Consider the following 22,351-nt stretch of genomic DNA (forward strand, 5'->3'; position numbering starts at 1 on the left):
TGTTTCAATATAAGAAGATCTCAAATGAGAGAACCTTATGATATTCGGGACTCTCATTCCAGTTGTAAAAAATTAATTATGAATATAAATCAATACTTAATCTCATTATAACCCACATTACACCCTTTACGAAAAAACAGATAGAATTTATAAAAGAGTACAGCTTTTTCTCGTAAGGTAATCTAGTGCAGAGTTACAATTTGTAGTTCATGCTCATTGGCTCCAGCAAGAGCGATAGAACGCTCATCGGATAAAATGATAGGATAACCTGTTTCACCAAAGAGAGCCCATATCGTAATGCCTGGGGTCATCGGTGGAAGATCTGGAAAGTTTTTAGCCAGATCATCTGTACAAACTTTTTTTAAATAGGCAATCTGTCCCGCATCAGAGTAGGATGTGTTCTGAAACGACAAGTTTTGTTTATGTTCTCCCATTTCACTGTTCCTTTACGCCTTAACTTTTATGACTCACCACTACTGACTTTAATTGGAATCTGTTTTATTTCTTTTTTTAATTTTGGTTGATACAGATTAATTGATAAAAGACCATTTTTCAACTCCGCATTTGTAACATGCATCCCTTCCGCGAGAACAAAGGTTCGCTGGAATTGTCGCGCAGCTATACCGCGATATAAATATTGATGATTTTGGTTGTCTGTTTGTTTACCATGAATAACCAATTGATTATCATCAAGCAAAATATTAAGATGGTTAATCTTAAATCCAGCAACAGCCAAAGTTATCCGGATATGATTTGCATCATCATTTTTATGCAAACGTTCAATGTTATAGGCTGGGTAAGCCTCATCAGCTTTACCGATACGTTGCAATATTTTTTCTACGGTTTCAAACCCTAAAAGAAAGGGATTGGAGAAAGGCGTCACATGTGTCATTCATGAGTATCCTCTTTAAAACGGCTTTACTTGACCACACTCTATAAAAGTGTTCGCTGCATTTCTCTCATATGGCGAGCGTGAATGATAACTTCAAGAGAGAAGATTTAAGAGAGTTCAATGCCTCAACGTACCATAAAATTGTCAAAAGTGCGAAATTTATCTGGTATATTATATAATGAAAATGAAATTGCAGAAATATTTCGCCGTTTTTCTGTGCAACGCCCAGCGCCTAAGAGTGATCTTATCTATACAAATATTTTTACGCTTTTGGTTGCCGTTGTGCTTTCGGCTCAAGCGACAGATGTAAGCGTTAATAAAGCGACAAAAGAATTATTTCGCCTTGCTGATCAACCGGAAAAAATGGTTGCATTAGGAGAAGAAGAAATAGCACATCATATCCGTTCAATTGGTCTTTGGCGTGCAAAAGCACGTAATGTTTATGCGCTTTGCAACTATTTAATTGATTATTATGGCGGTCAAGTACCCGATACGCGTGAAGCACTCATGGCCCTTCCTGGAGTAGGGCGCAAAACGGCTAATGTGGTCTTGAATGTTGCTTTTGGTCAACCTACATTGGCAGTAGATACACATATTTTTCGCTTAAGCAATCGTCTTGGTTTAGCGCTTGGCAAAACACCAGAAATTGTTGAGAAAAAATTATTAAAGATTATACCGGTTCATTATATTCGCCATGCACATCATTGGCTGATTTTACATGGTCGCTATATTTGTCAAGCCCGTAAACCACAATGTACGCAATGCATTATTGCCGATTTATGTAAAGCAGCCATCAAAACAAATGCAATTCCAGCACCTTTAGTTGAGCTTCAAGGCAATGGAGCGCCGATTTTTTTGTAATACGGTCTTGCAATTTTGTGTATACTAGCTTATGAAAACGTCTTTAAGAGCCGCCCGGCAGGGCATGCCGTGGCTGTTTAAATGCTTGTTCAAGCGTTGGTCCGCTTGAGTGAATAAAATGTTTGATTGAATAAATTAATGTACGGAGTAGCAAAATGCCCAAGATGAAGACCAAATCATCCGCTAAAAAGCGGTTTAAAATCACTGCGTCAGGCAAAATTAAAGTAGCAGCTGCCGGTAAGCGCCACGGCATGATTAAGCGTTCGAATAAATTTATTCGCGATGCACGTGGAACAATGGTTTTGTGTGAACAAGATGCTAAAAAAGTCATTCAGCATTATTTGCCGAATGGTATTTAAACCTTACGCTTTTGATTTTGAGGAGATTATAATATGGCTCGTGTGAAAAGAGGTGTGACAGCACACGCTAAGCACAAAAAAGTTCTTAAACAGGCTGAAGGTTTTTACGGTCGTCGTAAAAATACCATTCGTGCAGCTAAAGCAGCGGTTGATCGTTCAAAGCAATACGCTTATCGTGATCGCAAAAATAGAAAACGTACTTTCCGTGCTTTGTGGATTCAGAGGATTAATGCGGCTGTTCGTGCAGAAGGTTTAACTTATGGACGTTTTATTGATGGCTTATCAAAAGCTGGTATTGAAGTTGATCGTAAAGTTCTTTCAGATATAGCAATCCACGAGGCGGAAGCATTTTCTGCTTTAGTAGCTTCGGCAAAAAAAGCTTTAGAATATTTAAAAGATACGACACCTAATGCTTTCGAAGGCGCTGTCAAATAAGCCAGTCGTGTTCTCTTAAAGCATTCATTTATTTGAGGTCCCGTGCTGGCTATTGCGAGTGCGGGTTTTTCTTTATTAAAAAATAGGCAAAAATATGAATGATATTGAGCGTCTGGAACAAGAAATTTGTTTAGCCTTAGAGGCCGCAGGTGATGAAAAAGCTCTTGAAGAAGTGCGTATTGCAGCATTGGGTAAAAAAGGTAGTATCTCTGAAAAATTAAAAGAATTAGGAAAAATGGATGCTGGCGAGCGTCATAAAGTTGGACCAGTTCTTAATGGATTAAAAAATCGTATTTTAGAATTATGGGCGCAAAAGCGTGATCTTCTGAAAAGACAGGCAATGGATGCCCGTCTTTCTCGTGAAACAGTTGATGTTACCTTGCCTATTCGCTCTTCACCTATAGAACGGGGACGCATTCATCCTATTTCACAAGTGATTGAGGAAATTATTGCCATTTATACGAAGTTGGGTTTTTCTCTTGCAGAGGGACCTGATATTGAAACAGACTATTATAATTTTACGGCATTGAATTTTCCTGAAGGGCATCCAGCACGCGAAATGCATGATACCTTCTTTTTTGATGTTGATAAAATGGGAGAACGAAAATTATTGCGGACCCATACATCACCTGTACAAATTCGCACACTAGAAAGACAAAAAGCACCGATACGGATCATTATTCCTGGAAAAACTTACCGCATGGATTCGGATGCAACACATTCTCCCATGTTCCATCAGGTAGAAGGTCTTGTCATCGATAAAACCTCCACCATTGCCCATATGATGTGGCTACATGAAACCTTTTGTAAAGAATTTTTTGAAGTTCCCTCTGTAAAAATGCGTTTTCGTCCCTCTTTTTTCCCTTTTACCGAGCCATCTATGGAAGTGGATATTCAATGTGATCGTTCTGGTTCAGACGTAAAGTTCGGAGAAGGGCAGGATTGGTTGGAAATTTTAGGATGCGGAATGGTGCACCCTCATGTGTTGAAAAATGTTGGCTTAGATCCCGATGAATATCAAGGCTTTGCATGGGGAATGGGCATTGATCGTATTGCCATGTTGAAATACGGTATGCCTGATTTGCGGGCTTTTTTTGATGCTGATCTGCGTTGGTTAGACCACTATGGCTTTCGTTTCTTTGATATGCCTGCTTTTTTTCCTAATAGATAATGTGTGATCTTAGTCATCGCTTTCATGTGAGGTTTTAAAATGAAATTTACATTGTCGTGGTTAAAAGATCACTTAGAGACAAATGCATCTTTGGATGAAATTTGTGAGAAACTAACAGCTATCGGTCTTGAAGTTGACTCCGTTGATGATCGATCTTCTTTAAAAGGTTTTGTGATTGCAAAAGTTTTAACAGCAATAAAGCATCCTGATGCAGATAAACTCCAGATTCTGTCCGTCGATACAGGGACTTCCACACCTGTTCAAGTTGTCTGTGGAGCACCAAATGCGCGTGCAGGTCTTATTGGTGTTCTGGCACTACCAGGTACTTATATTCCAGGACTTGATGTAACATTATCTGTAGGAAAAATCCGTGGTGTTGAAAGTTTTGGGATGATGTGTTCACAAGCAGAGCTTGAATTATCGAATGAGCACGATGGGATTATTGAACTTCCAGAAGATAGTCCTATTGGAGGTTCATTTGCAGCTTATGCTGGTTTAGATGATCCGGTCATTGATATTGGTTTGACCCCTAATCGTTCCGATTGCACAGGTGTTCGTGGTATTGCCCGTGATCTTGCCGCTACAGGAATCGGACAATTAAAAGAATTGTCTTTACCAAAATTTGAGCCTTCCTTTGAAACACCTCTCAATGTTTCATTAGATTTTTCGCAAGATTCATCATTATGTTTAGGTTTTGCTTGGCGTGAAGTACGCAATGTTCAAAATGGCGAATCACCACAGTGGATGCAACAGCGTTTGAATGCAATTGGTTTGAGACCGATTAATGCGCTTGTTGATATGACCAATTACATCAGTTTTGACCTTGGTCGTCCACTCCATGTTTTTGATGCAGATAAAATTAAAGGTAATTTGTGTGTACGTTGTGCGCGTGAGGGAGAACAGCTTCAAGCACTGAACGGAAAAATCTATCATTTGGGCGCTAAGAATTGTGTCATTGCAGATGACGAGGGAGTTGTTTCGATTGCCGGTATCATGGGCGGAGAAAGAACGAGTTGTGATGAAACAACACATCGCGTTATTATTGAATCGGCGCTTTGGGATGCGCAAAGCATTGCACAAACAGGAAGAGCATTAGGTCTTATCAGTGATGCACGTTATCGATTTGAACGAGGTGTTGATCCGGTTTTTATAGAAACAGGGCTTGAGATTGCAACAGAATTGGTCTTGCATCTTTGTGGTGGTGAAGTATCTAAGAAGAGGATCGTTGGCTATCAGCAACAAGAAATCAAACAGATCGCTTTTCCTTTTTCTGAAATTAAACGTTTAACAAATTTGGAAATAGAGCCTGAAAAAATCATCTCTATTTTAACAAAACTTGGATTTTTTGTTGAAGGAAAAGGAGATATCGTTACGGTAAAAGTACCATCATGGCGCCCTGATATTATGGGTAAAGCCGATTTGGTGGAAGAGATCATGAGAATTTATGGGTTAGATAAAATTAAACCTATTCCTTTGGAAAACTTCGTAGAAGAAAAAGATCAGATTGTAACATGCGCACAAATTCGTTCACGTGCTACACGTTTGGCTTTAGTGCAACGCGGTATGAAAGAAGCGGTAACATGGTCTTTTATTTCTGAAAATCAAGCTCTTGCTTTTGGAGGAGGTCAAGAAGAGCTTAAATTGGTTAATCCTATTGCTGCTGATATGTCAATGATGCGTCCTTCCCTTTTACCTGGTTTGATTATGGCGGCACAAAGAAATGCTGATCGTGGTTTTTCCGATCTTGCTTTGTTTGAAGTTTCCAGTATTTATGAGGGCGACACCCCTGATAAACAACACCGTGTTGTTAGTGGGATTCGTCGCGGAACAGAGCAATTTAAAGGTGCTGGGCGCTTTTGGAATGGAAATGCAACCGTCGTTGATGTTTTTGATGCCAAAGCAGATGCTTTAGCTATTTTAGAAGCATGTGATATGGATATTGGGAAAGTGCAGATTGAAGTTGGAGCACCAGATTGGTATCATCCTGGTCGTTCAGGTGTCATAAAACTTGGATCAAAGATTATTCTTGGTTTTTTTGGTGTTTTTCATCCTGCTACATTAGAAAAGTTAGATGTCAGTGGCCCTTTATGCGGCTTTGAAATTTTTCTAGACCGAATTCCAGAATCAAAGAAAAAAACGACCAAAAGCCGTCCTCCTTTGAAACTCTCACCTTTTCAAATGGTGCGGCGTGATTTTGCCTTTATAGCGGATAAAACTGTTGCCTCTTCTCTTATTATTCGTGCGGCAAGTGGAGCCGATAAAAAACTTATTCATTCAGTGCAAGTTTTTGATGTTTTTGAAGATTTAAGCTTTGGTGAAGATAAAAAATCTGTTGCAATTGAAGTAACTATTCAGCCCATAGAACGGACTCTAACGGATGAAGATTTAGAAAAGCTTGCCTCAAAGATCGTGGATAATGTTACCAAAATGACAGGTGCATATTTACGCTACTGAGTATTCTCATTTTTTATGAGATATTTTACATGAAGTGGGAGCATCTTTGAGTGCTCCTTTTTTGTTTGGCATTCAAGAGCTATAGAACTTCTTGAAAGGGGACCTCCTTACCAAAACAAGCTGCTTAAATCATCAATTTTTTCAATATGAAAAAACTGTTTTTAAACATTTTGAAAAGTTATTTTTCTCTTAATCCTTCATTGCAAATGTAAAAGATAACTGCTATTGCTAAATGATAATGCAAATTATTTGCAATAAAAAGAAGGCATATAAAGGAAAGAGAAAACCAATGAACGTAAGAACGTTTTTCACCATAGTTTTTGGAAGTGTTATTTTTTTTACACCCAATTTTGCTTTGTGTGCTGGTAAATTTAAAGCTGTTACGACATTCACTATCATTGCTGATATGGCACGCAATGTAGCAGGTGATGCCGCTGATGTTGAATCCATTACAAAACCAGGTGCGGAAATTCATGAATACCAACCCACCCCACGCGATCTTATGCGTGCTCAGGGAGCTAACCTTGTATTGTGGAATGGTTTAGAGTTAGAGCTTTGGTTTGAAAAGTTTTTTCAAAATATCAAGGATGTTCCAAGTGTTGTTGTTTCAAAAGGTATTGTACCCATTAAAATTGGTGAGGGCCCCTTTAGCGGTAAACCTAATCCTCATGCGTGGATGTCACCGACCTCTGCTTTGATTTACGTTGATAATATTCGCGATGCTTTTGTAAAATATGATCCTGAACATTCTGAAATTTATAAACAGAATGCTGAAATTTATAAACAGAAAATTCGTGCAACGATTGATCCAATTAGGGCTGAATTAGAAGCTGTACCGCAAGACAAACGTTGGCTTGTGACAAGTGAGGGGGCTTTTAGCTATTTGGCGCGTGATTTTGATCTAAAAGAACTTTATTTATGGCCCATCAATGCTGACCAACAAGGAACACCACAGCAGGTCAAGCATGTTATTGATATGGTTCGCAAATACAATATTCATGCAGTTTTTTCTGAAAGCACTATTTCCCCTGCGCCTGCTAAGCAGGTTGCCAGAGAAACAGGGGCTAAATACGGTGGTGTTCTTTATGTTGATTCTTTAAGTGAGAAAAATGGTGAGGTACCCACTTATATTGATTTATTACGTGTCACGAGTGGGCGTATTAGCAATGCTTTAGTAGAGGGAGTAAAAAGCCAATGACGGAATGTGGAATATTTGCCCAAGGAGTAACGGTAACATATCGTAATGGACATACAGCTTTACGCGAAGTGAATTTTGAAAGTCCAAAGGGTTCTATTACGGCATTGGTTGGTGTTAATGGATCCGGTAAGTCAACGTTATTTAAAGCGATTATGGGGTTTGTACGCCCCTCAAAGGGAAAAATTCGCATGTTTGATTTACCTGTTGATATAGCTTTGAAAAAAAACCTCATTGCTTATGTTCCTCAAAGTGAAGATGTTGATTGGAATTTTCCTGTCTTGGTCGAAGATGTTGTATTGATGGGGCGGTATGGTCATATGAATTTCTTTCGCTATGCCCGTACACAAGATTATGAAGCCGTTCGTATTGCCTTAGAACGCGTTGATATGTTGGCTTTTGCCAAGCGCCAAATTGGAGAACTTTCTGGTGGACAGAAAAAGCGTGTTTTCCTAGCGCGCGCTCTTGCACAGAAAGCAAAAGCTATTTTATTAGATGAGCCGTTTACAGGGGTTGATGTTACAACAGAAGATAAAATCATTGCTTTGTTACAAGATCTTCGTAAAGAAGGAGCAGTGATCTTGGTTTCAACTCACAATTTGGGTTCTGTTCGCGAATTTTGTGATCATACAGTTTTAATAAAAGGGACCGTTTTAGCTTCTGGGTTAACAGAAAAAATCTTTACAAAGGAAAATCTGGAGAAAACTTTTGGAGGGTCTTTGCACCACCATATTTTTGATCTTCAAACCACAAAAAAAAATGATGTTTTCATGGGAAGAAAGCAGTCTGCTGTTTGTGAAGATATTGAAAGAGTGGAGCACGTTGCATGATTTCTTGGTTGCTTGAGCCACTGAGCTATCAATATATGGTGAATGCAATGTGGGTTTCTGGGTTAGTTGGGTGTGTTTGTGCCTTTCTTTCGGCTTTTTTGATGTTAAAAGGTTGGTCATTGATTGGTGATGCACTTTCCCATTCGATTGTTCCTGGTGTAGCAGGAGCTTATCTTTTAGGGTTACCTTTTTCACTTGGCGCTTTTTTTTCTGGTGGTCTTGCAGCAGCAGCAATGCTCTTTTTTAACCACCGGACAAAGCTTAAAGAAGATACCATTATTGGGCTCATTTTTTCTTCCTTTTTTGCCTTTGGGTTGTTTCTCAAATCATTAAAACCAATGGCTGTTAATATTGATACGATTGTTTTGGGAAATATTTTAGCAGTTAGTTCAACAGATATTCTACAATTGGCTTTTATCGGCTTTGTTTCGTTGCTTATATTGCTTTTGAAATGGAAAGATCTTCTTGTTTCGTTATTTGATGAGACGCATGCGCATGCCATTGGATTAAACGTAAAATTTTTAAAGATTCTCTTTTTCACATTGCTTGCCGCTTGTACCGTTGCTGCGATGCAAACCGTTGGAGCGTTCTTAGTCATTTGTCTTGTTGTGACACCTGGGGCAACGGCCTATCTTTTAAGTGATCGTTTCGTGAACATCTTGGTTATTGCAGTTGTAATTGGAACCTTCACAAGTATCTTGGGTGTTTATGTGAGTTATTTTTTGAATGCACAAACGGGGGGGGTTGTTGTGCTTTTTCAAGCATCTTTATTTGTTTTAGCTTTTATTTTTGCTCCTAAACATGGGTTTATTGCCGCGCGCTTACGCATAAATGCAGCAAAAAAGGGTGTAATATTATCATGATTGATCAATTACTGCTTCCGTTTCAGTTTTCTTTTATGCTTAAGGGTATGCTTATTGTCATGATTCTTTCTATTCCCATGGCGATGCTTTCCTGTTTTCTTATTTTGAAAGGATGGGCGCTGTTAGGCGATGCCATTTCTCATGCAGTTTTTCCAGGTGTTGTTGTTGGTTATATGACAACACCATGGGTAATCGCATTTTTAACTTCTTTGCCATTTGCTTGGTTTCAGCATATGCGTCCAGAGAATATTACAATGACTTTGATTACTTGCGGTGCTTTTGTTGCAGGAATGGTGTGTGCACTATTAACGGGTTTTTTAGGGAGCAATAGCCGTATCAAACAGGATACGGTGATGGGCGTGGTCTTTTCTTCAATGTTTGGTTTAGGGCTTGTTTTAGCCACGTCTATTTATAGTAGCTTAGATTTGAATCATATTCTATTTGGTAATCTCTTGGGTGTTAACTGGCTTGATATAACGCAGACGGCAATCATTTCTGCTGTTGTCACTTTTATTTTAGCAGCAAAATGGCGCGACTTTATGCTGTATATTTTTGACACAGTTCAAGGACGTGCAATGGGGTTACCAATATCTCTACTCCACTATACCCTTCTAACGATGATTTCTCTTACAATTGTTGCAGCTTTGAAAGCTGTCGGTATCGTGCTCGTTATTTCTTTACTGATAGCACCAGGAGCAATTGCCTATCTTGTCACAAAGCGGTTTTCTTTTATGTTAATGATCGCGATACTTGTTGCAGCTTTTTCTGGTTTTTTAGGGATTTATCTCAGCTTATTTATCGGCTCTGATTCTGCTTCCACAATTGTGTTGATCTTGACGTTGATTTTTATGGCTATTTTCATGATGATTTTCTTTCGTCGAAACACAGTTCAAGAAACTTGAAAGTGTTAAAATTCATGCATATCAGCCATGCATTTTTATATATTGTTTCTCATTTTTATTTTAATTAGAGTCTGGGGTGCTAGGTTGTTTTTCCTCCTAATATCTAGCAGATGAGTGCAGTACATTTTCTCCCCCCCCAACACTGCATTCTTAATTAAGAGGCTGCATTGATTTCTTCTGCAGCCTTTTTATTTTTTTGTTTTTCTAAAATCTCTCCTCTTTTCTTGAAATCATTTAAAATGATTATCATATTGTGTAAGCTATTCGGTATTTTCAAGGAACTTATAACAGCAAAGACACTTACGCATGAAGGGGTAGAGCGTAATTGTGCACTCAGACATGTAAACAGAAAAAAACAGATACAATGTTTTTGTATAGGGTTTTGCGTAGAGGAAAATAGTACGAGAGAATGAAAAAAGATTCGAAGATATCGCACCCTTTACGTATCTGCTATTATATAGCAGGGTGGGCGATGGTTATATTAGGTATTATCGGTGTCGTATTACCTATTATGCCAACGGTGCCTTTTTTATTGGTTGCCTCATGGTGTTTTACGCGTTCTTCTCCACGTTTTCATCAATGGTTGAATAATCATCGTATTTTTGGTCCCCCTATTAAGCGATGGGAAGAAAAAAAAGCAATCTCTCCATTCGTTAAAGTTTTTGCAATGATGAGTATGACAGGAGGATTTTTATCCTTTTTCGTAATGCTACACCCTCCTTTATGGATTTCCTTACTTGTTGCGGTTATATTATTGCTGATTGCCATTTATATTGTAACACGTCCATCTTCTTAATGATAAAAAAGGCTTTATGAGATACTCTTTTTAGCTTCGACTTATTTGTAAAAACTATGAGGACTTTTAAGTTTTGAATATAAGCTCTCCATATCCAAAATACATATGAAATAGCAAGCTTTTTGAGCGCAATTAATTAATAATATGTTTGTGAAATAATTTTTATGAACAAAGAAGATTGTTTACGAATACTCAAAATGTTCTCACTTGGTAAACAATGATAAATCACATTCATGGAAGAGAGTCATTATTTTTGTAAAGCATGTTTGTATGAATCTCTATATATACATCATTGAAAAGTCATTGATATGATAGACATTTCGTTTGTTTTCATATCTCTTAATGAGGATATAATACAAAGCTTACTAAATACCCTCATTTTTATACTTATACAGTTAAGAAGCCGGTCTATTATATCAATCTTTAAGGTTACATCTGTTCTTAACTTAAGAATAATTCATAAGAAACAACAGAATTTTTCAAATGGTTTATACATACACGCATTCTTATTATAATATGCGAATAAATAATTTCTCTGTCTTGATATAAAGCTTATTCGAAATAAAAATATTATTGCATTCTCTGTTTTTTAATGAAGTCATGCCCCTCACGTAAAACAAAAGGTCTCCCAAATCATGTTATTTACACATTTATTTTAATGAAACATTTCTCAACGCTTTACTCATTTCATAATAGCAGACCATACATGGATAAAGTAAAATCTCCTGTAAAGTGTATAAAATCTATTTGAGCACCATCATCCTTGCCTTGCAAAATGCATACCGATAGTCACCATGCTATTTATCATCCTCCAATGTTGCCTTAGTAATTTCTAATGTTGCAATTATAGCTTGTCATCTGGTTTTGTATATTTTGACACTAGATTTTGTACCAATTTATTTTTTTCAAAGAGTTTTAAAGGTGTTCTCAAAGAGTTTTGAAAGCCTTTTCTCATTTTTACTATGGAAACGCACTTTTTTCTGATTTTCGGTAATTTTAGGTGTCAAAATCTATTTTGATAAAACGCGCATTTAATGGTAGAAATTGTACATAAAACAACAAATTACCACGTATTCCTACTTAATCCCGCCTCTTTCCACTTAGTATAAAACCTACTGTCAAACTACAACAATAACTCTTAAAACTTGAAAACCTTCATATATGCAAGGGGATTAGTGTGCTTGATTTAACAGGATTGAAATGAGAAAAACTTATGATACTCGCGCACGCTCATTCAACATGCAAAATGATAGTATCTTGTTATGCTGTATAACACTGTTATTTATGACAAATGATATAAGGAAGCCTCCTTGGCTAAACTTCCCTAGCGCGTTAAGTATTTTTTTAATGCGTAGTGAATATTTTTAAGTCTTATCTATCGCGCCTTATGTAAGTGAAGCGTATGCGTTGATAGACTAAGTAGAATCTGCTCAAAAAACAGCCGAACTATTTTAGACCAGCAAAGGTTAAGAATCCTCATCCTTAGGGCAGAACAAAAATCAATCTTATAAACAATATGTTGAGGCAATATACTTGTTTTAAAGAGCCGAAAACTACGTCTTTATAGGTCTAGCAATTCGCTTTGTATTACCAAAAAAATTGATATAACGTTGTACTTCTTTTGAATCACCGATCGTTTTTTCAGGATTATCTGAAAGTTTCACGGCTGGTCGACCATTGGCATAGGTCACCTTACAAACAAGGGAAAGAGCATCAAGAGTTTCGATTTCCTGAGGTGCACAGCCTGTAAAGTCATTGGTAAGATCCGTGCCCCATCCAAAACTCATGCGCACTCTACCATGGAAATGATGATAGGTTTTTTCAATTGTATTGACATCAAGAGCATCAGAAAAAATTAGAAGTTTTTTGCATGGATCTTTTCCTTTTTCTTTCCACCATTGAATAATACGTTCGCCACCTTCAATAGGGGGCGCACTATCGGGTCTGAAACCCGTCCAATCAGCTACCCAATCTGGTGCATTGCGTAAAAATGCTTCTGTACCAAAGGTATCAGGTAAAACAATGAGAAGATTTCCACCATAATAACGGTTCCAATCCTGCAAGACTTGATACGGAGCTCTGCGTAATTCATCATCGTTGTTGCTGAGAGCCGCAATAACCATGGGCAATTCGTGTGCATTGGTTCCAAGAGCTTCTAAATCCGTATCCATGGCAAGAAGAACATTAGAAGTTCCAGTAAAAGAATTACCAATCCCTTCTTTTAATGCTTCCACACACCAGCGCTGCCATAAAAAAGAATGGCGGCGCCTTGTCCCAAAGTCAGATATTTTAATATCAGGCAATTTTTTGAGACGTTCAACTTTACTCCACATTTTTGCTTTAGCACGCGCATAAAGTACATCAAGAGCAAAACGATCTAGTTTTTTGAGAGCAGCACGTGAACGTAATTCACTTATAATAGCAAGGGCTGGAATTTCCCACATAGAGCTATGAGCCCACGAACCATAAAAATGAAGAATATACTGGCCATCTTTACGGGTTAGTTCATATTCTGGGAGTTGAAAATTCTCAAGCCACTGAAGAAAATCCGGTTCAAAAATTTGTTTGCGTCCATAAAATGTATTACCAGCAAGCCAAATCATTTCTTTTTTTGTAAAGTGCAAACTAAGAGCATGATCAAGTTGAGCACGTAATTCACTCTCATCAATATCATCGGCAAGACGTATTGTTTTAGAGCGATTTATGAGGGAAAAAGTAACATCAACATTAGGATATAACCCCCAAATCATCTGCACCATAAGAAGCTTATAAAAATCCGTATCGAGAAGTGAACGAATAATGGGATCAAGTTTCCAAGTATGATTGTAAACACGTCTAGCAATATCCGGATGATTCATAACCTTTTTCTTTCAGTTTCATAAAATCTAAAATATTATGCACCAACACGGCTAATATAGGCGGTGCAATATAACAACTCTACAGTTTTGGGCAAGAATAAAAAAGTCTGCTCTCTTTTTTCATCTTTCATCTTTAATATTTGACAATACGTATAATTTCATGCTGACCTGTTTTTTGTAACTTTATCCCTGTATGAAATTCGGTATATTCTTTGCTATTAACATAGAGCATATTTTTAGGTCCCCATTTTACTTTAATTCTATAAACGGCATCATAAAACTTCATTGTTGCTTCATATTTTGGCCAAATAGAGGGTAAATGTGGCTGCAAAAACAAGAGGTCTCCCTGACGCTGTATTCCAAGAATAGCTTGTGTTGCGGCGCGATAAAACCAACCGGCTGAACCTGTATACCAAGTCCAACCGCCTTGACCACATCGTGGTTCAACAGCATAAATATCTGCGGCCATCACATAAGGTTCAACACGATAAATTTCAGGATCTTGTCCGTGGGTAATTGGGTTTATCATAGAAAATAAAGCATAAGCTTTATCGTTTTGTTCCATTTCAGCCAACGCAAAAATACTCCAAATGGCACCATGCGTGTATTGACCACCATTTTCTCGAATTCCTGGAGGATAACCTTTTATGTAACCAGGCTCGAGCGTACTTTTATCAAAAGGCGGCCAAAAAAGGCGAATGAGTCCACCTTTTTTATCATAGAGATGTTCCAGCATTGATGTCATTGCTTGTTTTTGGCGTTCAAGCGATGCCATTTGAGAAATGACAGCCCAAGATTGAGCAATGGTATCAATTTGACATTCATCATTGACTTTAGAGCCCAGAGGCGTTCCATCATCAAAATAACCACGTCGATACCAAGCACCATCCCAACCATTTTTCTCTAGGGATTTTGTTAAATGTTCAAGGTACGTACTCCATATTTGCATATGGCTATTGTCACCACGTTTTTTGGCTAAAGAGATAAATGCTTGTAATGTGTGCCCAAGAAACCATCCTAACCAAATGCTTTCGCCTTTTCCTTCCACACCGACCAAATTCATGCCATCATTCCAATCCCCACCTAAAATAAGAGGGAGACCATGTGGTCCGCAGCGTTTAATGGCAAGGTCTAAAGCTAAAGCACAATGTTCATAAACTGTTGCAACCTTTGAGGATTGGGTGGGTTGAAAATAAGCATCCTGTTGCCCACTTTTGAGAACATCACCTTCAATAAAAGGAATGAGCGTATCAAGAAAGGCATTATCGCCAGTGGTATTGACATAAAGAGCTGTTGCATATGCAAGCCAAACGATATCATCAGAAATGTATGTACGAACACCAGCATTTGTGTCAGGCAACCACCAATGTTGCACATCACCTTCAAGAAATTGGTGCGCTGCTGCATTTAACAATTGTTCACGTGCTAATTGTGGTTCCAGCAATAACAAAGACAGGCTATCTTGTAACTGGTCACGAAAACCAAATGCACCACTAGCTTGGTAAAAGCCTGCGCGTGCCATGATGCGGCATGAGTAGATTTGATAAGGAAGCCAATGGTTGACCATAAGATTAAAAGAAGCGTCAGGTGTTTTGACTTGGAAAGGAGAAACAAAATCACTCCATTGCTGTTTTTGTTTTGTGAGCTGAATTTCAAAATCACTTGCACGTACTTGATTAAGTAATTTTTCAGCTTCTTGCCTATTTTCAGCACTGCCAAGATAGAAGATGATTTCTTTTGTTTGCCCTGGTTGAAGATCAATATCATAGGCGAATGCTGAACAAGGATCACATCCTGCTTCAATGGTATTCGAAAGAGCACCGGCTTTACGGATCGCATTTGGACGTGTTACGGTTCCCGTTGCACCAATAAATTCAGCGCGATTGGTTGTAGTGCTGGTTGGCATTTCGGATGCTGATAAAAATGTAACTTGTTGAGATTTCTCGATGTGATAGGGATTTTGAATAAAATGTGCACCCCATCTGGCCTCATAAGAGGAAACAATAAAGGGGGCATATTTTGTACGGACATTTCCCAAAACCCATTCAACATAATTATAAAGGCGTAAACTGCGTAGTTTTTTCCCTTCATTCGTAAGGATAAGACGTGAAAAGCGAATAGGTTTTTCGGGATCAAGTGTATGAGTCAGTTCTAATGCGATTTCTGAATGTGTTGATTTAAAAGTTGAGAATCCAAACCCATGACAAGCCTCATAGACAATATTTTCGTCACATTCAACAGTAGAAACGGGTGAGAAACGTTTTAAAGACTGGCGATCAACCAGATAAAGAGCTTCTCCTGGCCGGTTAGACGTTGGATCATTCGCCCAAGGAGTTAGTTGATAATCGCGGCTATTGTTAGCCCAAGTAAAAATTGCACCTTCAGCAGAGACATGAAAACCAAATCTGTGATTAGCAATGACATTAATCCACGGATGTGGTGTGGTGGTACGTCCATGAAGACGTATTACATAATGATTGTGCTGATTAAAACCACCGTAACCATTCCAATATCTTAGATCTTCTCCATTTGGGAGAAAAGAGGATGGTTTTTGTTGGCTAATAAGACCAATGGAAGAAAAAAGATTTTGTTCAGTTTGTGTTGTAAATTGCTGTCCTTCGTTATATCTTGGCAAGTCTAATTGATCATAAGATTCTTGATAATTTTTACGAATTGTGAGATTAAAATCATTCTCATCAAGTCGTTTAAGTTGTTCAGATAAAGAGCCATTTTGGGCATCAAGAACGATGCGTGCTGATGCAAGAAGCGTTTTAAAACTCTGTTCACTCATTTGATCGCGTCGAAGCATGAAAATATGTTGGCGTTCATCTGCTTTTTGCGTGTGGTGATAATAAGATTCACAGACCCACTCGAGAGCGCGTTGTGTACTTTGTATATAAGAAAATGTTTGTTCATTAAGAATGACCAAATCAACAATGAGTCCGCGCATACACCAATATTCGTGTGCTTTAAGGAGCTCGCGCAGTACGGTTATATTTCCCTCGTTATTTAATCTAAGAAGACAGAGTGGATTGTCTCCTGAGATAGACATGGGCCAAAGATCAGACTGTTTTCCTAGCGTTTTTGCTAATATTTCAGAAGGAAGACGCCACGTTCTTTCTGGATAGATAAGCGGTGTTGCATATTTTTGATAGATAATAGCTTCTTTAAGCTGGGTTCCGCTCTGATACAGTGCGACTTGTGAGCGCGTCCATGCCATTGAAAGTTCTTTTTGAAACATATCAGGTTGTCGATAATGTTTAATATGATTATTTAGCGCTTCTTTTGTATGAGCAGCAAAGGTCCAAAAAATAAGTTCTGCTTTTTCATGGGCTGAAATTTTTATACGGCATCGCAATGACATAACAGGATCAAGAACACAACCTTGACTGTTACTGAAACGAGCATTTTGGTCAAATGCAGCGGGCCGATGAATGGATCGCCCCCGACCAATAAACAGAGAGCGATCTGTTTCAGCTTCTGTCTCTTGGAGAATATCTGTTGTACTAGAAACAAAATGGGCAACATAGACTTCAGGATCACTAGGCGAGCGTTTGCGCCTTTTGGCAAAAATTGTTTTACCTTCTTCAGCAATTTCTGTCTCTATAAACATACGGGAAAAAACAGGATGAACTTGGTCTGTATCCATCGTGGCAAGCGCTAATTCACCATAAGAAGTCACTTCAATGAATCGGTCTTTATTTGTCGTATTCATCAATTGAATACGTCTCCCTTCGCCACATCCTTCAGATGTAATAAGACATTCAAGTGTTGATTTAATACCATCAACCATTTTTGTATATTCAGCCTTTTCATCTGTAAAAATGCTGACAGCTTCTTCTTCAATAACACGTGTTGGCTCACCAGTAACAGACCACCACCGTCCACTATGCGTGTCACGCAAGAAGAATAAAGTACCTTGTTGATCTTCTGTTGCATCAGGAATAAAGCGCGTAATCGCATAATCGTGCCAACGGCTGTAACCAGAACCATTCGCTGTTAACATGGTAGAATAAAAGCCATTAGACAAAAGTAAAGTCGCTCGTGGTTTGAGTAACGGGTTTGTAATAATGCGCAAAGGGGCTGCATCAAATGCTTGAGACTTATTGCGCATACGATTAACAGCTTTGGTATGAATAATAGGAATGAGATGAGGCGCTCTTTCCTGTAAGAGCAATTGTGTTGCCTCAATAAAGGGATCACGGTGAAAACGATCACGCATTCGCCCTTGAAAAATAACATTGTTAAGAGCAAGGATAGACATGCCATGATGGTGCGCATAATAATTGCGTACAACGGCGTATTTTTCCCCTGTTTTCACGCGTGAAGGGGTAAAATCAACAGAGTCATAATAACCATATGTTCCTAAAGCTCCAAGATCACGAAGTCGTTTTAAATTAGCGACAGCGCAAGCAGGAGCATATTGTGCCGCTAGAAGGCTGGCATAGGGAGCAATGACAGCATTGCGTGAAAGACCACGTTGGAGTCCGAGGTTTGGAACACCAAAATGAGCGTATTGGTAATTCATTAAATGATCGCGAGCATTAAATGCGGCTTCTGAAATACCCCATGGCAATTCCCGTTTATGGGCATATTGTATTTGACAACGAATAATCAATCGATTTGTTTGATCTAGGAGAGACCCTAAAGGTTCATGCATTATGAGAGATGGCATAAGATATTCGAACATTGATCCAGACCATGATAGGAGTGCACCTTTCCCACCTATGGGTACGAGAAGTCGACCAAGACGAAACCAATGTTTAAGTTTTATATCTCCTTTTGCGATGGCAAAAAAGCTTGCAAGACGTGCTTCTGAAGCAAGCAGGTCATAACAATTTTCATCGAGTTTGTTTTCTTGAACACGATATCCAATGGATAAGAGATGCCGTTTAGGCTGTTCTAAAAAGTCAAATTTCATATCAAAGGCTATTTGCCGTGCCACTATAGCCAGCCTGTTTAGTTTTTTACGTAATTTTTCAGTATCACAATGAGCAGTCGCATCATGATGATAAGCGTTACAGGTATCGATAAGGCATTTAGCCCAAGAAAGTGCACGAGCAGATTCTATCGTTTGAATTTTGTGGTCAAGTTCATCGACTAAGTGCACAATATCGTGGGCTGCAAGTGAAAGATTTATGACGTGAGAAGGGATCGTATTTTCTTGTTCTATAAAAGTGAAGACAGAATCATGAAAACGAGTGATGTTTTCTTCGATTTTTTGGCGTAAAGAGCGTAAACTGGGTTTATGATCTGGAATTTCTCTGACAGTTTCTTCAAGAATAGCAAGAACATCCGATAAGCCTTCTCGATCACTTTGAAAAAAAAGAGGCGGTTTTTCAGCCCATTCACTTAAAGCAGAAGAGAGTGTTACCAAATGACCGGCAAGATTTCCCGAATCAACGGTTGATACATAAGTAGGCAAAAGAGGCCTGAGTGTATCCGTTTCATACCAATTATAGAGATGACCACGGAACTTTTCCATTTTTGTAAGAGAGCGTAATGTACATTCAATACGGGTGATGGTCTCTTCAAAACCAATCCAGCCAAAATCACGTGCTGCAATAATAGAAAGGAGATAAACGCCAATATTCGTAGGCGATGTACGTTGAGCAACAAGAGGTTCAGGATCTTCTTGAAAATTATCGGGAGGCAAATAGTTGTTTTGTTCGTTGACAAAGGTTGCATAATAAAGCCATGTCCGCCGTGCAATAGAGCGGAGTTTTTTTTCATCTTTTGAAGAAAGATAAAGGCTATCTTGAAAGGTTGAAGGTTGACTCACAATCCAAGCAATGAAGGGTGAAAAAAACCATGCTATCCCAAAAGGTAAAGCAACCAAACTTGCAAAACTATCAGAAAAAAGAGGGAGTGCTATAGTAAGAACACCGATAAGCGATGCTGGTGCCATTGTAAAAACATAGAAACGCAAACTATTGGGCATTGATTTTGTTGCGGCAGAAGTTTTCCATTCAAGAAGATGCTGTTTTGAAATCGTCATACGATAGAGTGTACGAATAATCGCATCGGTCATAAAATACGCCGAATGAGCAAGAAACGTCGTTTTAAGAAATATATCAGCGCTTGTAAGAGCAATTTTGTTCCCAATTAATTGAAAATGTCCACGCAAAGAATGATCTATATTAGATGAGACAAGCGTTTTTAATACACATAGAATGGGTGAAATGAAGGAGCTAAACAACAAGAATATTTGCCAGACGATTGCACTCTTTAAAGACAAAAAAGCCCATCCTGCAAATGCTGCGATTAACCACATAAGTGGAGTGAGAGAACGACGTAAATTATCCTGCATTTTCCAACGCGTCACGAAACTTATTTGACGGTGGGAAAAAAGATAAGGCAAAAGCTGCCAATCACCGCGGACCCAACGATGATAACGCATAACATCAATATTGTAAGCGGTTGGATAGTCTTCAATGACTTCTATGCTACTTACCAGAGCAGTACGAGCATAACCTCCCTCTAAGAGATCATGGCTAAGAATAGTATTTTCTTTAATTTTGCCATTAAGCGCTTGTTCAAATGCATCAATATTATAAAGACCTTTACCGATAAAGGTGCCTTCTCCTAAAAGATCTTGATAAGTATCAGAAACAGCAAAAACATAAGGATCAATGCCACGGTTGATAGAAAAAACCCGTTGGAGAATTGATGTTTTTTTTCCTGTTGTAAGAGAAGGAATAATGCGTGGTTGTAAAATGCTATAGCCCTTTACAACCTTTCCACTTTGTGGATCAAAAACGGGATGATTGAGTGGATGGTTAAGCTTTCCAACAAGTTTCGCGACGCTCTCTGGAGTAAGACGTGTATCACAATCCAGCGTCATAACAAAACGGCAATCCATAGGAAGATGTGGATTGGGAGGATAAAAGCTTGTATTTTTATCGCCTCTTAAGAGCCGATTAAGTTCATGAAGTTTTCCTCGCTTTCGTTCCCATCCCATCCAACATTTTTCGCTTGTATTATAAAGGCGTCGGCGATGTAAAAGGAAAAAAAGCGGAAGTTCATCACGATGATAACGACTATTGAGTTTATCAATACTCTTTTGCGCATAGTGCAATAAATCAAGATCATCTTGCGTTTCTCTCAATGGAGCATCCACCCAATCTGTAATGAGCGCAAAATGAATGGCACCTTTAGGATTGGAAAGATAGTGCACTTCAAGATTGCGCACTTGTTCATCAACATTAGCGCGTGATGTCATCAAAGTAGGTACAACAACCATTGTCCGTGCATGTTTTGGAATACCTTCTTTATATTCATAACCAATGAGTTGTTTTGATGGGACAAACCACGAAACAACAGTGTTAAATAAAGCAAAAGAAGCATCAATAGCAGGAAAAAGCGCCAATACAGTAAAGCAAAAAGACATCCATTGTGTCATGCCAGATATTTGTAAAAGGGCGTAAATTACCAGCAAAAGAGCAAGCGTCAAAAAAGAGACAGGAAGGGCGATGACTCTCAATTTTGAGCAACAAGAAGCGCGTGTCCATTTTATGAGAAAGTGCGGAATATATCCACAAGCCTTTTCAAATATGCCACGACCATCATCAACAAGGTACCACCCCACACAAGAATGATGAGGCATATCTTTAGAAGTGGAATTTGCCATTTCTACAACTTTATGTGCAACTTCCAGTTCACTAAGAGGCGAAAAGCGTGAAACTTTTTCAATGACTTGTCGATAAATATTGCGTGAGTGAGCATCAATTTCAGAAAAATCACTATTTTTACGCAAAATAGAATCGACACAACTCACTGTTTCAAACCATGCTATCCAATCAACATCATCTATAGCTTTAAGAGCACGGATAATATTTCCCATGGTCACACCATCTGCTGCTTGTCGGGTATGTTCATCAGCTGTTGCAATCTCTAAGCTACTGCCTTGGCTTTTCAATTGCTTTTCAAGCCAAGTTAATGCTACGGTTGAATCGACAGATGCACTGCGCAGGCGATAGAATAAATGTGCTGAAAAAGTTGGATCAACAGTAAATGGTTTATACTGCGTAAAAAGAGAGTGTAGATTTGTTTTATTTTCTACAAGAGAGATTTTATCAGCTACTTGACTAGCAAGACGGCGCATATGTCGCGCTTTTTCGATACGGACTGAAAGACGACGGATATTTTCAATGAGCAGCATTTGCATAACAGAAGGAAGAGCCCACAATTCACCAATTGTGAGCGCACAAACTTCTTGAAATCCGTTGGTCATAGCAGTGAGTGTTTCTTGTGAAAAGCTGCTATCGGTATGCGCAATATAAAGCCAAGTTAAAGCAAAAATTCGTGGTATTCCCGCTTTGTGTGTAGAAAGAGGAAGTTGCTTTATGAAGGACTTGGGTAGATTACGACGTAGCTTTTGTATGGTTTTATCAATGGTGTAATGATTATCAATGAGCCATTGAGCAGAAGGTGCGATGGTTTCATCATTTCGGGCAGCAAAATCACTGGTGTGAAAGGCATGAAGAATAAGTTTAGCATTTTCATTCAATCTCTTGCGAAAATCTTCTACTCCTTCATATTCAGGGAGTAAAATTTCTTTACCAGAAGCTATATCATGCCCTAAGTTATAAAGATCTTCCTGTACCTTATAAATTGCACGAAGAGGAAAATCCGTATTAATAAAATGGTCTTTTTTCTCTTTTTGAGAAAAAAAGCACTTTATGAAAGGTCTTATGCACGTCATAATGTCCCATTGTTATTCAATTACATCGTTT

Annotated in this window: 14 protein-coding genes; 10 read left to right on the forward strand and 4 right to left on the reverse strand. The window is 38.5% G+C overall.

What is annotated here, in order from left to right; genetic code table 11:
* Window positions 1–182: 182 nt before the first annotated feature.
* Together ACFIK3_RS00285 and ACFIK3_RS00290 are read right to left on the reverse strand one after the other, a co-directional pair.
* Window positions 183–434, reverse strand: a complete 252-nt coding sequence (locus ACFIK3_RS00285; protein WP_012754519.1) for a DUF1150 domain-containing protein — start codon at window positions 432–434, stop codon at window positions 183–185.
* A 26-nt stretch (window positions 435–460) separates the two neighbouring features.
* Window positions 461–892: an Hsp20 family protein gene (locus ACFIK3_RS00290; RefSeq protein WP_012754518.1), complete on the reverse strand. Its 432-nt coding sequence runs from the start codon at window positions 890–892 to the stop codon at window positions 461–463.
* A 120-nt stretch (window positions 893–1,012) separates the two neighbouring features.
* Between ACFIK3_RS00290 and nth the strand changes: the two genes are divergently transcribed.
* The 10 genes from nth to ACFIK3_RS00340 all read left to right on the forward strand — a co-directional run bounded on the left by nth (window position 1,013) and on the right by ACFIK3_RS00340 (window position 10,758).
* Window positions 1,013–1,753: an endonuclease III gene (gene nth / locus ACFIK3_RS00295; RefSeq protein ID WP_375642992.1), complete on the forward strand. Its 741-nt coding sequence runs from the start codon at window positions 1,013–1,015 to the stop codon at window positions 1,751–1,753.
* Between the two features lie 155 nt (window positions 1,754–1,908).
* Window positions 1,909–2,112: a 50S ribosomal protein L35 gene (gene rpmI / locus ACFIK3_RS00300; protein ID WP_183193590.1), complete on the forward strand. Its 204-nt coding sequence runs from the start codon at window positions 1,909–1,911 to the stop codon at window positions 2,110–2,112.
* Window positions 2,113–2,145: 33 nt separating this feature from the next.
* Complete coding sequence (gene rplT, locus ACFIK3_RS00305) at window positions 2,146–2,547, forward strand: 50S ribosomal protein L20 (RefSeq protein ID WP_012754515.1); 402 nt, start codon at window positions 2,146–2,148, stop codon at window positions 2,545–2,547.
* 94 nt (window positions 2,548–2,641) lie between these two features.
* On the forward strand, window positions 2,642–3,718 hold the full coding sequence (gene pheS, locus ACFIK3_RS00310; protein ID WP_375630537.1) for a phenylalanine--tRNA ligase subunit alpha: 1,077 nt from the start codon (window positions 2,642–2,644) through the stop codon (window positions 3,716–3,718).
* Between the two features lie 39 nt (window positions 3,719–3,757).
* The gene (gene pheT, locus ACFIK3_RS00315) at window positions 3,758–6,172 is read left to right on the forward strand and encodes a phenylalanine--tRNA ligase subunit beta (protein WP_375676068.1); all 2,415 of its coding nucleotides are present in this window, start codon (window positions 3,758–3,760) and stop codon (window positions 6,170–6,172) included.
* 289 nt (window positions 6,173–6,461) lie between these two features.
* The gene (locus tag ACFIK3_RS00320) at window positions 6,462–7,370 is read left to right on the forward strand and encodes a metal ABC transporter substrate-binding protein (RefSeq protein ID WP_375630541.1); all 909 of its coding nucleotides are present in this window, start codon (window positions 6,462–6,464) and stop codon (window positions 7,368–7,370) included.
* A complete protein-coding gene (locus ACFIK3_RS00325) occupies window positions 7,367–8,197 on the forward strand; it encodes a manganese/iron ABC transporter ATP-binding protein (RefSeq protein WP_273790252.1) in 831 nt (276 codons plus the stop codon). The genes ACFIK3_RS00320 and ACFIK3_RS00325 overlap by 4 nt, the downstream gene beginning before the upstream one ends.
* Window positions 8,194–9,060, forward strand: coding sequence for a metal ABC transporter permease (locus tag ACFIK3_RS00330; protein WP_273790251.1), 867 nt, complete (start codon window positions 8,194–8,196; stop codon window positions 9,058–9,060). Before ACFIK3_RS00325 ends, ACFIK3_RS00330 begins: the two co-directional genes overlap by 4 nt.
* Window positions 9,057–9,962 carry a metal ABC transporter permease gene (locus ACFIK3_RS00335; RefSeq protein WP_273790250.1) on the forward strand — a complete coding sequence of 302 codons (906 nt, stop codon included), beginning with the start codon at window positions 9,057–9,059 and terminating at the stop codon, window positions 9,960–9,962. The genes ACFIK3_RS00330 and ACFIK3_RS00335 overlap by 4 nt, the downstream gene beginning before the upstream one ends.
* Before the next feature lie 409 nt (window positions 9,963–10,371).
* Window positions 10,372–10,758, forward strand: coding sequence for a YbaN family protein (locus ACFIK3_RS00340; protein WP_273790249.1), 387 nt, complete (start codon window positions 10,372–10,374; stop codon window positions 10,756–10,758).
* A 1,553-nt stretch (window positions 10,759–12,311) separates the two neighbouring features.
* On the opposite strand, the gene pncB is transcribed toward ACFIK3_RS00340, so the two are convergent.
* A complete protein-coding gene (pncB, locus tag ACFIK3_RS00345; RefSeq protein ID WP_375662938.1) occupies window positions 12,312–13,616 on the reverse strand; it encodes a nicotinate phosphoribosyltransferase in 1,305 nt (434 codons plus the stop codon).
* Between the two features lie 133 nt (window positions 13,617–13,749).
* Window positions 13,750–22,320, reverse strand: a complete 8,571-nt coding sequence (locus tag ACFIK3_RS00350) for a GH36-type glycosyl hydrolase domain-containing protein (RefSeq protein WP_375676070.1) — start codon at window positions 22,318–22,320, stop codon at window positions 13,750–13,752.
* Window positions 22,321–22,351 lie beyond the last annotated feature (31 nt).

The organism is Bartonella sp. CB10SXKL, from assembly GCF_042195515.1.
Taxonomy (GTDB): domain Bacteria; phylum Pseudomonadota; class Alphaproteobacteria; order Rhizobiales; family Rhizobiaceae; genus Bartonella.

What these genes read in the sequence shown, in the direction of transcription:
- pncB (WP_375662938.1), bottom strand. Translation starts at nt 13,616, where the DNA reads ATGAATCATCCGGATATTGCTAGACGTGTTTACAATCATACTTGGAAA.
- ACFIK3_RS00340 (WP_273790249.1), top strand. Translation starts at nt 10,372, where the DNA reads ATGAAAAAAGATTCGAAGATATCGCACCCTTTACGTATCTGCTATTAT.
- rpmI (WP_183193590.1), top strand. Translation starts at nt 1,909, where the DNA reads ATGCCCAAGATGAAGACCAAATCATCCGCTAAAAAGCGGTTTAAAATC.
- ACFIK3_RS00285 (WP_012754519.1), bottom strand. Translation starts at nt 434, where the DNA reads ATGGGAGAACATAAACAAAACTTGTCGTTTCAGAACACATCCTACTCT.
- pheT (WP_375676068.1), top strand. Translation starts at nt 3,758, where the DNA reads ATGAAATTTACATTGTCGTGGTTAAAAGATCACTTAGAGACAAATGCA.
- ACFIK3_RS00335 (WP_273790250.1), top strand. Translation starts at nt 9,057, where the DNA reads ATGATTGATCAATTACTGCTTCCGTTTCAGTTTTCTTTTATGCTTAAG.
- ACFIK3_RS00325 (WP_273790252.1), top strand. Translation starts at nt 7,367, where the DNA reads ATGACGGAATGTGGAATATTTGCCCAAGGAGTAACGGTAACATATCGT.
- ACFIK3_RS00320 (WP_375630541.1), top strand. Translation starts at nt 6,462, where the DNA reads ATGAACGTAAGAACGTTTTTCACCATAGTTTTTGGAAGTGTTATTTTT.
- ACFIK3_RS00350 (WP_375676070.1), bottom strand. Translation starts at nt 22,320, where the DNA reads ATGACGTGCATAAGACCTTTCATAAAGTGCTTTTTTTCTCAAAAAGAG.
- ACFIK3_RS00290 (WP_012754518.1), bottom strand. Translation starts at nt 892, where the DNA reads ATGACACATGTGACGCCTTTCTCCAATCCCTTTCTTTTAGGGTTTGAA.
- ACFIK3_RS00330 (WP_273790251.1), top strand. Translation starts at nt 8,194, where the DNA reads ATGATTTCTTGGTTGCTTGAGCCACTGAGCTATCAATATATGGTGAAT.
- nth (WP_375642992.1), top strand. Translation starts at nt 1,013, where the DNA reads ATGCCTCAACGTACCATAAAATTGTCAAAAGTGCGAAATTTATCTGGT.
- rplT (WP_012754515.1), top strand. Translation starts at nt 2,146, where the DNA reads ATGGCTCGTGTGAAAAGAGGTGTGACAGCACACGCTAAGCACAAAAAA.
- pheS (WP_375630537.1), top strand. Translation starts at nt 2,642, where the DNA reads ATGAATGATATTGAGCGTCTGGAACAAGAAATTTGTTTAGCCTTAGAG.